The organism is Psychroflexus salinarum (genome assembly GCF_042677225.1).
Lineage (GTDB): Bacteria > Bacteroidota > Bacteroidia > Flavobacteriales > Flavobacteriaceae > Psychroflexus > Psychroflexus salinarum.
The window spans coordinates 740,333-751,898 of sequence record NZ_JBHTIV010000005.1 but is presented as its reverse complement, the minus strand read 5'-3'; the positions used below and the strand labels follow the sequence as shown (position 1 = coordinate 751,898).

Annotated in this window: 6 protein-coding genes; all 6 read right to left on the bottom strand. The window is 34.7% G+C overall.

Annotated elements, in window-relative coordinates; genetic code table 11:
* Window position 1: 1 nt before the first annotated feature.
* Window positions 2-2,071, bottom strand: coding sequence for a gliding motility protein RemB (locus tag ACFQ0R_RS05520; RefSeq protein ID WP_379657376.1), 2,070 nt, complete (start codon window positions 2,069-2,071; stop codon window positions 2-4).
* Window positions 2,072-2,173: 102 nt separating this feature from the next.
* Window positions 2,174-2,893 (bottom strand): energy transducer TonB, encoded by a 720-nt coding sequence (locus ACFQ0R_RS05515; RefSeq protein ID WP_379657375.1) that lies wholly within the window; start codon window positions 2,891-2,893, stop codon window positions 2,174-2,176.
* A gap of 50 nt (window positions 2,894-2,943) precedes the next feature.
* Window positions 2,944-3,351, bottom strand: a complete 408-nt coding sequence (locus tag ACFQ0R_RS05510) for a VanZ family protein (RefSeq protein ID WP_379657374.1) — start codon at window positions 3,349-3,351, stop codon at window positions 2,944-2,946.
* Window positions 3,320-3,697, bottom strand: a complete 378-nt coding sequence (gcvH, locus tag ACFQ0R_RS05505) for a glycine cleavage system protein GcvH (protein ID WP_379657373.1) — start codon at window positions 3,695-3,697, stop codon at window positions 3,320-3,322. Before gcvH ends, ACFQ0R_RS05510 begins: the two co-directional genes overlap by 32 nt.
* A 16-nt stretch (window positions 3,698-3,713) precedes the next feature.
* On the bottom strand, window positions 3,714-10,928 hold the full coding sequence (sov, locus tag ACFQ0R_RS05500) for a T9SS outer membrane translocon Sov/SprA (RefSeq protein ID WP_449314342.1): 7,215 nt from the start codon (window positions 10,926-10,928) through the stop codon (window positions 3,714-3,716).
* A 31-nt stretch (window positions 10,929-10,959) separates the two neighbouring features.
* Window positions 10,960-11,541, bottom strand: coding sequence for a Holliday junction branch migration protein RuvA (ruvA, locus tag ACFQ0R_RS05495; RefSeq protein WP_379657372.1), 582 nt, complete (start codon window positions 11,539-11,541; stop codon window positions 10,960-10,962).
* Window positions 11,542-11,566 lie beyond the last annotated feature (25 nt).

Here is an 11,566-nt window from a genome sequence, read left to right as displayed (position 1 = left end):
CTTAGTAATCATAATACCAATTGAAGATATCTGTTCTAAATCCAAGATTTAACCAAGTGGTATTTCTGTCAAGATTTAATGAGGTACTTTCAGAAACATCAAGCTTTCGATGAATGAGGTTGAGATAAACTTTAAGGTTTGTTGTAGGATTGACAATAAAGCCAGCTTCAAGCTCACCGTAATAAGAATTTCCTCTATTACCCTGCCCAATTTCTATACCTTCATCTGCTATTCTTAATCGTTCATCCCCAAGTAAATCTGTTCCATAAAAAGGGTCACTGTTTTCGTTGGTTTCAAAACCACGTTCACCAAAGATAAATTTAGCATGACCATAAAATCTGTCTTTTTTATATCTGGTAATAAGTAAAAGCTCTCTAAAATTCGCTCCCCACAAATGCGCCATGGATTGATTATCGTTCGTATAATGAAGGTTCAGAGTATTGTGAGAATACGTATAAGGCCTTACCTGATTGTATTCTAGCTGTAAAAAAAGGTTGTCTACTTTAAAAGCATTAGCATATTTTACACCCATTTGTAAACCAAATTTATTCTTCCAGCTTTTATTTCCAGCAGTCACATCGTCCACCGAAAACTCATCAATAAGAAGTTGACCATAACTGTTGATTTGGTCTGTCCATTTGTATTTATAACTTAGGCCAATTAGAGATTTTCCAGACCGAGAACCTGTGGTATATTCAACCATATTATAAAATAAGATTGGGTTTATAAAATTCCAATCAAAACCACGGTTTGGCTCACTTTCAAATAAAACAGATTCAAAAAGACCTATATTCAAACGCTTGTTAACATTAAAACTCAAATAATGAGTGGCCATATACTTGGTCAAAAACGCACCTCCATCAGTTGATGTGTTTGGGTTTCTTAATGAAGCCCAGGTGTTTGTATACTTAAATTTCCAAAAGGTAGTGTTCATTTTCACATAAGCGTTTGGGCTTGCATTATCACTTAAAAAAAGTGAACGATAACCGTCTCCAATGAAATTATTTCCTCTCCCAAATTGAATATCTAGAAAATCTGTGGCATTATAGGAAAGATACCCTTCAACAACAGGATAATCAAAACCATCACGATAAGGCTCTCCAATTCCCCGCCCAGGAATAGTAACCTGACTCGAATTTCTTCTTCCAAGGTCTGTAGCTAAGTCATTGAAGTAGCCTGCAAACTTTCCCTGACTTTCATAGATGACCGTAAAAAAGTTGAGTCGCTCTCCAAGACCACCTTGAAAAATTCCAGCTCTAGTATTATTGTAAGTTGTGAAAGACTCTTCAAAATCTCTTCCTACTTGTAAATCTGCAGCAATATCGAAGGTAAACCAATAATCTTCGCCCTGAATTTGGACTGTATTTTCATTAAATAATTTTCTACCAAACCAAGATTCTTTATCATAAAATAAAGCTCGATTTTCTTCCTCAAAATCATAATAAGGCTCAACATCTGTATATCTATAAGGCTTTGATGCAGTATGGGCATTAGTCCCTATCCTGTCCATTTTAGTTGTAAATCTATTATACAATTCATGAGAAAGGGGAATATTAAGACCACTTTTGTATTGAGGATAATTAAAGTCTTTTGTTTTAATATTATCATATTCACTCTGATAACTTTCTAATGGTTTTTCTTTTTCAATCGACTTGTGTTGAATTGAAGATTTCGAAAGAGGAATTTGAAGTGGCATTCTAAACTGAACATAGGTTGGCCTTCCATTGTATGTTGCAGGTCTTATTTGAGGAAAGCTATTAAATACCCTTTCGAGTTCTTCATTCAGTTCATTATATTCAGAATTCACGTATAATACCTGAAACACTCCTTCACTATCAACCTCAAAAATTACTGTAGCAATCCCATTATAATTTTCTGAAGTAATGATTTGAGGCTCATTGTAGGTCGAAAAAATAAGAGATTTAAGTTGGTTCTTAAAACATTTTTCCTGATCTGCATTTGGGATATTTTCACAAGAAGGAAAAGTGGGATAGCTTTCTGTTTTTGAAACGAAGTTTTGACTAAAGGTCGAAACAGAAATCAGAAATAAAATTAAAGGAAGACATTTCATAATTAACTAGTTGGAAAAACTATGCAAATGTGATTTAAAAATAGGAATAAAAAAAATCCCGAATGTGATATTCGGGATTTTGATATATTATAATGAATTTAATTAATCCTGTACTTGAAAAGTAATTGGTAAAGAGTAGAGAACACCAACGTTTTGACCTCTCTGTTGACCAGGCTTCATTTTTGGTAATTTTTTAATTACTCTTTCTCCTTCAGACTGAAGTCTTGGATGGGGAGCTCTAGCCGCAACGTCTACAATGTTACCGTTTTTATCAATTTTAAACTGCACATAAACTCTGTTGATACCACTTAAACCTAAATCAGCAGCAAGACCAGTATCAAAATTTTTGTTTACAAATTGACTTATTTTTTTACTCATACATTGCTTACGCTCCTCGTTGTTACTCAAGCCTTCGCAACCTGGAAAAATTGGTACACTTTCAATAACAGCGAAAGGAACATCTCCAATTTCTTCTTCAACTTCTTCAACTTCTTCAACTTCGACAACCTCATTTTGATCTGTCTCAGTAGACTCAATTACTACCTCTTCCACATCTTCGTCATCTTCAACAACCTCAATTACTTCCGGGGCTGGTGGTGGCGGTGGCGGTGGTGGCGGTGGAGTTTTCTGTATTTCAGTGATTGGCACATCTTCTTCATCTAACATGTCAAGATCTACAACACCAGTATCAATAGCGTCTCTGTCATATGTTTTCCACTCAATCATTGTCAATGTAATCGCTAATACAACTACAAGACCAATTTGGAAAAACAGAAGACTTCTTCTGGAAAGATCTTTCTTCGGATTCTTTTTTGGTTCCATATTATTATTTTAAATAGGTTACTAAAGTATAAAAAAATTAAAATTTACTTTCAATTTGAATTTATATTTTCAAAAATTCTTTTTCTGAATAATTCAAAACACAAATAACTCACTAGCACTCCAACACTATTAGCTAAAATATCGTAAAAATCAAAGACTCTATAATCTGTCATGATTTCTTGAAATATTTCAATAACGATGCCAAAACTTAAAATTCCTAAAGAAATCAAAATATTTGGTAACAAAGATTTTGATGAAATATGGACAATGGCAAATAACCAAATAGTGTTCAAAACAAAATATGAGACAAAATGATAGATTTTATCTTCATGTTTTACTTCAATCTTTGGAAAAGTGCTTATGTCTGATAGTGAGAGATAGCCAATTGATAGAGTACAAATAATAGCAAGTGGTAAAACCACTTTTCTATTCAATATGAGATTTATAAGTCTGTGCATCCATTAACTCTTTAACCTCATCTTGGTTTGCTATTTTCATTTTGATCATCCACCCCTTACCGTAAGGCTCTTCATTAACCATTTCTGGCTCGTCTTCCAGTTCCTCATTAAATTCAAGGATTTCTCCGCTTAGAGGTAAATAAAGATCGGATACTGTCTTTACAGCTTCCACTGTTCCAAAAACCTCATCTTTATCCAAAGTCTCACCAACGGTTTCTACTTCAACATATACTATATCCCCTAGTTCACTTTGGGCAAAATCAGTAATACCAATAGTAGCCGTGTCTCCATCAATTTCGATCCACTCGTGATCTTTTGTGTACTTTAAGTTGTCTGGTGTGTTCATTCCTAAGTTATTTTTTTTAATTACCAAAATTATATCTCAACGTCACTCCTGTCCTAATAGTGGTTTGAGGAAATATTGTTGAAATTGCATTTTGCGAAAATACGTGATCGTAGAAAAATAATGCCGTTAAATTCTTAGTAAATGCATAATCTGCTACAAAATTTATGGACCAGATGTCCTGACCCGAAGTTACACGGTTACTCAACACATCTAGATTTCTAATAATAGTTTCATTTCTTCTCAAAGAAATGTCCGCTTTGATGTTCAGATCACTACTCAATACTCTCCTATTGCCTTCAAATTGAGTTACAACTGTAAGGTCTTTTATTCTATATCCTAATCCCACAATATATTCATCGCCCTGCATTTCTGTAAGAAGGTTATTATTGAAGCTAAGAGACAAAGCCCTATCTTTTCTTACTTCAGCGACAACACTTATCGAGTTTTTCATCTCAAAATCAAACTTCACCAAGGGACTGAACTCTTCGATAAGATTGACATTAGAAACAAATAACTCTGGTCTAAAATTACCGTTTTGATCCCTGTTGAAATCCCCATAAGGATCTCTACTATTAAATTCTAAATTAGATTGAAATTGATTTATAGTGTAGGTAGACCTATAACCATGCTGAATAGAAAAGCGGTTGAAGTTTTCTTTAAACCAGTTCAACCTCATAAAGCCTGTATATTTCATATTCCAGCCAGGTATAGGTATATCTCTTAGTATTCCTAGACTTTCACTTTCTGGACTAGATCCAGTGTATGCTGATAAGAAAGACGGCAATAACACAGCTTGACTTGTTCTACCAAACCCAACAGGAAATCCGTTTTCGTCAATATTGTTTGGATCGTTAAGGTTTACACCTGCTTGCTCTGCCAATCTGTTAGCTATAATGAATCTATTTTGTCTAAATTGTTCAAAATTTTCTGAAATATCTCTCGTACTTGTACTGAATGAAGTTCTAATCATATTAGTGGAGATACTGAAATTTCCATAAATATTTGGGATTATAGAGTTGTATTCCATAGTTTCAGGATCTACCCTAAAGTTTTCTGTATAGGTATCAGAATACATTCTATTAGCATTAAAATCTACAGTAAGTCCTGGTAGGAGTTTTAATCCTGCTTGGATATCGAGCTGCTGATTGTCTGTTCTTGTATATTGCTCATTAAAATCCTGATACATGGTAAGCCAGCCTCTTCTTGCCGCTTCTCGTCTTACATCGTTTTGACTCCCAAAAGTGAAACCAGCAGTTGGTTTCAAAGTTCCACCAAAACCAATATTATTTGTATAACCTGGTAAGAAAATACCTTTAGTATCAGAATAATTGACTTGGACTCTATCTAAGGCAGTTACAATACCAATAAGTGTGTTCAGGGCTTTATCGCCAGTACTAAGCTCTTTATCAGCGTCTTGCTGGGAGTTATTCTCGCTTTCTTCCTGATTTTCCTCCTGTCCTTGACCACCTCTTCTCCTGCTAAGGTTTCTCTTGATCTGAGCAGCTGGATTTTGGACTCTCTTTTTTGTTAATCCCAAGTAGGAATAAAAGCTAGACATATTCAAGTTTCCATTGATTTGATGTCTTGCAGAATTTTGAACAGAATTACCTAAATCTGGTATTCCTTCCAGTCCTCGTAAAATTTCTGAGCCTTTGGTCCATAAAAAATCTCCTGTGTAAGAATACTGAGTTTGAACAAATTTTAAAAAAGGAATTTTATTAAACGGTAAAGTATAGTTAAGTTGTAGTTGTTGATAATGCCTGTTAGGAATTCCTATATCAAAAAAATCATCAAAAATGCCAACACTATTGTCTTGGACATTATTTTCATCTATATAATTTCTTACAATTCTATTCGTAGAGGCATTAAAGTTAAAATTTAGAGCTTTAGTTAAGCTATAATCTATTGCATATTCCCAATCGAAAAAATAATTTCTTTGAAATAATTTTGGAGTCCCTAAGCTTCCAGGAGGAAGGTTAAATTCTCTATACCTCAACTCATTGTATTGTCTGTTCACGTTTGATCCAGCAGTAATGCTATTCGGCAAAAGATTTACATTAAAATCTTTAAAAATTGCAAAATATGGACTTTCAAAAAGACCAACATTCTCTAAAGGTTTTACTTCCAGTGGCTGGAAATTAAAACCATAGGTAAGTGCTGCATCTACATTTTGATCCAGAGATTCCCTTATTTCAAAATCTCTGTAATCCGTTTGATTATAACTTGCAGATAAAGTGAAATTCTCGATATCATAAAGCATTGGTGTTTTATCATCATTGGTCCTGTCTTTTCTTAGACCAATAACACTAATTCCTTGCCTTCTGGTATATGTCTCTGCCTGTTCCTGAAATTCTGCTGTATCATTCTCATCAACAGTATTATCTAAAAGAGTTTCCAACTCTAAATCACCATAAACTGGATCAAATTGCGGAGTGATTAACTCTTCTCCCCTATTGTAATTAAGTGGAATTTTTACACCCCATTGTTCAGGTAGGACTTGACCTAAATTAAGTCCAGTTACAACATCATATTGCTGGATATCCTCTCGGCTTCTTTGATTAGGACCTTGTTCTATAGCTCCAAAACCAACAGTAGACCTTTTTCCACTTGCAGAAACATTAGCAAAATCTGCAAAATTGGTATCTAGATTTAGAATCGCAGCCCAACCACCTTCATTTTTTAATCCTGTAAGTCTCAACTCATTAAACCAAACTTCCCCAGATACATTTTGATTACTTGAATTCTTTAACCCTAGCATCATTACCCTAACATTTCCAAAACTAGGATTACCTATTATACCCACCTTAAGCTTTTCATTGAAGCTAGCATCAACAGGATTAAGAGATTCATCAAAGTAATTAAGTTCTAGATTACTCAGGTTGTCATCACCTATTACTCTAGATTTAATTTGCTGAAGTAATTCTAAAGGAAGATTCAAATCATTTTCCAAGGGCCAAACTCCTCTGGGAGAAAAATCTTGAGGATCTGAAACTTTTAAAGGAATTTCAATTTGGTAATAGTTGTTAGTGAAATCAATACCCATTCTTATGAAGGCGGTAAGCTGGTCATCTCGGAGCTGAGTATTTGGATCTGGTAAAGATTCTGCATGTAAATACATCTCTAAACGTTCATATTGACGCATATCTATTTGGTAGTTTTTAAAAACACCTCTAGAATCCTCAGGCTGTAAGTTGCTTACTCTTAAAGCAAGTGACTTTTCATCTTCCCGTATAGCTACGTTATTATTAACTAACTCTTCTCTTAAAACTCCAGGTGGAGTCACATAATTTGAAGTGATTTCTTCGCTTACTGCTTCAGAATTGAATTGAGTATTTCCAGTGTTTGGATTCGACCCATCTGGCAAAATCGGTAAGTCATATGTAAAATAATCACCTCTCACCAACTCTAGTGTTCCAAATCTAAGAATAGTTTCCTGACTGAAGTCTGTCATGAACATCCTCATGAATCGAATAGACCTAAGGTCACTTATTCCGCCAATAGCAAAATCTTCGCTAGTCCTCAACGGAACTCTAAACTGTACCCACCTTGCTTCCATTTCTTGCCCATTTTGAAGCGTTGTGATTACTTCCTGAACATCAGTAATATAATCTGAATTTATCCCTGGCCTAGAACTAGTGTTATTTTCTACACTCATATTTGGAAAAACAGGAACTTCATATTCAAAATAACTATCGATCGTATTCATGGTGTTATCCATATTTACGTCTTCGACATCAGGAAAAGCAGAATTTCCCCGATTATTTTCAGTCACCTCAACAGGATTATTTCCTTCAGTACCGTTGAAATTTCTGTAGCGGTTTAAAATATCCCCACTGCTATCTAAATAATATTGGTAATCATCATTGGAAGGATCTTCGAAGTTAGAAAAATCAGGGAATTTTTCTGCCTCATCTTGATTATCTAATCCATCAAATCCGACATCTTGATTGATTCTTTCTTGTCCATTGGTGTCAAAAGCATAGACTAAAGATTGATTACTTGGGACTTTAGCAAAATTGGTTGATACGGTATTGGAATTCCCGCCGTCTTCTGGTAAGCCGTTTTCAAACTGCTTTCTTCCGTCTTTTAGAATATCTTCGGATATGCTTCCAAAATTAAGCACAACTTTACCTCCCGTATTCCCTGTATTTTCTGGATAAATAAAAGGATCCATAACCCAAAACTCGACGTATTCTACATTGGATTGTTCAAAATCTGTAGTTTGTAAACCTCTCATTATACCTCCAAAATTTTGATTTGGATTGGGAAGTGTATTATCGCTGGCTGCAGCTGAATTATAATTATACATTCCTCTTTCATTTGGTCTGTAAACTAGATCCAATGGAAATAAGGTTTGGATTTGTCCTGGGACAATATCTATGTTCGGAAATATTTCATTGATAAGTATTCTTCTGGAATAATACTTTGAAAGGTCCTCGTCTGAAATATCCCCTGGTCTCTGGAAACTATAAAAAATTGGATCTATTGTATACCAGTTTAACTTAGCTCTATAATCATTTGTACTAAGATCATTATTAGCATCATAGGTGCCATTCGAGTCATTAGGCCCTCTGTAACCTACAGGAGCACTAGATAATTTCCAAGCCTGCGGATCAATAACTGAAATAGACGTTTGCGACCCTTCAAAATCGTCCACATAACTTGTAGCTTCTCCTTCAAAATCACTTGCATTTGGACTGCCAGGTAACAAATAAGCAAATTCTCCTCTAAGAGAAAAATTTGACTCTACATCCGTATCAATATTTGGGAGTTTGTTTACCATTCGTGTAAAAAATGGCACAGTTGTGTTATAATTGAAATTGACACCATAAATACTATTATTCACAGGTTCAGTCCCATAATCTGCTTTTTGTGTAATCGGTCTTTCATTCAGATTTAAAAATGTACCTCCTATTAATAATTCATCGCTAAATCTATGCTGAACATCAATTCCTGTGAATCTTTTGGTTTGCCTTCCAAACAAAGCATTGTTTTCTGTTGAAACTTGGATAGGAGTATCTGAGGCAAGCAAGGCTTCATCAAGAATATTTACTCTACCCAATTCATAATCCACTGTATAATCTATCCCTTCCTGAAGAGTCCTTCCCCCTGCTGTTACTGTAACGGAACCCCTCGGAACGTTGAAAGCTCCAATGGGAATTCCTCCTGTATTTGATGCTTTATAACGACCCGATAATTTGAACTTATTCTTATCAGCTCCTTCTTGTTGAGCCTGAATTTTGGTAGTTGAATAAAGACTTCGGAAAACATATTTGGATTGGTTTTCATTATAAGTCTGGGGATTATCATAGTTTTCTGAACCACTGTTTGGATTCAAATCTAATTTGTTGAAAAGGTGTTTTCCAAAAGGTTCTACTTTAGTAAACTTCAAAATCCCATTTTGAGGATCAATGGTAATATTTGGAACAAAATCAAAAAAACCATCACCGCCATTCACAGGATCATTATTGAAATTTAAGTTATCAAGATCTAAAACCTGTAAAAGGTTAGTTTCACTTACATCATCTGGAAGAGGAGTAGTGCTTCCTGGTGCTTCAGTAATAAAGTTTACGGGCTGTGGATCTGAATATAAAATATTAAATCTAAACCCATCTTGTTCTAGCCCGGAGGCTCCTAGACTATAGAAGTTTTTCATCATCAGATCCCAAATAGGTTCTTGAACAAAGGTGACTGGACTTTTAAGAAGCTTTACTATCAAGTTTTGATTAATTGCAATTTGCTCACCCTCTTGCTCTTGATTTTCTTGAGTTTCTGTTCCTGGAGGTCCTCCATTTCCAAATTCACCAACACGAAATACCCTTCCATCTGTAGTTGTATATTCAAAAGCAACACCAAGAACTTCATCATTATTAAGACGCTGGTTTAAAGAAATATATCCGAGCTGAGTGTTTAAGTTATATTCATTTGGTTGTAATTCTCTCGCATTTTCTAAAATAGCATAATCACGACCTTCAGAAACAGAAGGCTGAGCAGAACCAAAACCTTGCTGTATTGTTGCTAGATCTCTTATTTGACTGGTCAGTACGGACTGTCCACTACCAAGCGCACTTGGATTGAATAAGTTATTGGCATTGTTTGGTCTCCCATTTGGATTCAAAATGAAATTGGGAACAGGAGAAGGTATTGGATTACCTGAGTTATCTAGAAATAATCCTAAATTATCCGGTTCGCTTTCACCAAGGTCCTGCAATGCAATTATATTTCTTGCATTTGATGTAGTTGCTGAATTATTTGTTCTGTTGGTTACCCATACTTGAAGCCTTGTAATCTGAATCTTACTATTGATGAAAGGGTAATTTTCTAAAGCCCTATTGTATTCATCCCTAAAGTAATGAGCAAGAAAAAAGTGTCTATTTTCATCATAATCCAAAGCAAACTTGTCAAATTCTCTTATAGTTGCTCCACCCTGAATATTTACACTTTGTCGCTCTGAATTTAATTCTGAAAACACCCCGGTTATCGTTGTTTTTCCAAATTGAAGTTGAGTTTTTACACCAAACAGACTCTGTGAACCTTGTATAAGCGAACTATTTAAAGGCATCTGAACATTACCTACTTCAATATTCTGGATGATATCATCTTCAGTAGGGGTGTATTCTAATTTAATTTGATTCTGAAAATCAAAAGTTGATTCTGTATCATATTCAGCATTTACCTGAAGCCGTGTCCCTACAGAAGCTTGTAAGCTCATGCTAATACGCTGATCAAAATCGAAAGTAAGATTACTTTGATTCCTAGGCGATAAAGAAGGGTTGTCTTGTTTGCTATATAGGATCCCCATATCCACAGCAACTGAACCTCTGGGTTTTACATCGATTTTATTTCCACCAAAAACCGACTGGAAAAAAGAATTGTTTACGTAAAAAATGGGAATTAAGTTCTTTTGACTTTCTTCATCTCCTTTTCCTTGAGCTGCATCAGATTTTTCTTTGAAATATGCTTTCATCTGCTCTTCCAAAACTAAATCCTCAAATTCCTTTGGGGTGAGAACTAGTGGATATTTTGTATTTACGGAACCTATTTTTTCTGTGTAAATGTACCTATCTAAAAAAGGATCATATTCATATTTTGAAACAATACTTGAAGGATTAGGCATGGATATATTACCTAAAGTTGGTCCTTCAGGAATAGAATCTTGTTCTTCCTGAGCATAAATTTTGGTTGTAAATAATACAATTACAACTAGAAAAACTATAGGACAAGAAATTATGTTAAGGAGTTTTTGAGTAATCTTCAAAAGTTTATAGATTTTTTAAGGCTAGTTTGATTATCTCTTCAACGTTAGCATTAGAATTATTATTACAAATTTTTGAAATAATTTTTCCAGATTGTTTTCTAGTATACCCCAAAGTTTCTAGAGCAGATAAGGCTTCTTCCTTGTTGGCATGACTTGGCGATTGAACAATTTCAGTAAGGGCTTCTGTGCTCTGTAGCTTGTCTTTAAGGTCCAAAATCACCCGTTGAGCTGTTTTTTTCCCAATACCTTTTACACTTTGTATTGTATCTGTATCTTCAGTAGAAATAGCCTCTATAACTTGTTCAGGCGAAAGAGAAGACAGCATAACTCTTGCAGTACTTGCACCAATACCAGACACTGAAAGTAATTGTCTAAAAACTAAACGCTCTGCTTTATCTGTAAAACCATATAGCGTATGTGAATCTTCTTTAACTTGAAGATGTGTATATATCGTTATGAGCTCCTCGTCTTTTAAACGAGAAAAAGTATGAAGTGAAATGTTCACCTCATACGCTATTCCATTGCAATCTATAACGATGTGAGTTGGATTTTTTTCTAAAAGTTTCCCCCGAAGCTGAGTAATCATCTTAACTTAATTTTTAGAATCAAAT

Bases quoted from the DNA above. Each gene is read 5' to 3' on its own strand.
- ruvA (WP_379657372.1), bottom strand. From the start codon at position 11,541: ATGATTACTCAGCTTCGGGGGAAACTTTTAGAAAAAAATCCAACTCAC.
- ACFQ0R_RS05520 (WP_379657376.1), bottom strand. From the start codon at position 2,071: ATGAAATGTCTTCCTTTAATTTTATTTCTGATTTCTGTTTCGACCTTT.
- gcvH (WP_379657373.1), bottom strand. From the start codon at position 3,697: ATGAACACACCAGACAACTTAAAGTACACAAAAGATCACGAGTGGATC.
- ACFQ0R_RS05515 (WP_379657375.1), bottom strand. From the start codon at position 2,893: ATGGAACCAAAAAAGAATCCGAAGAAAGATCTTTCCAGAAGAAGTCTT.
- ACFQ0R_RS05510 (WP_379657374.1), bottom strand. From the start codon at position 3,351: ATGCACAGACTTATAAATCTCATATTGAATAGAAAAGTGGTTTTACCA.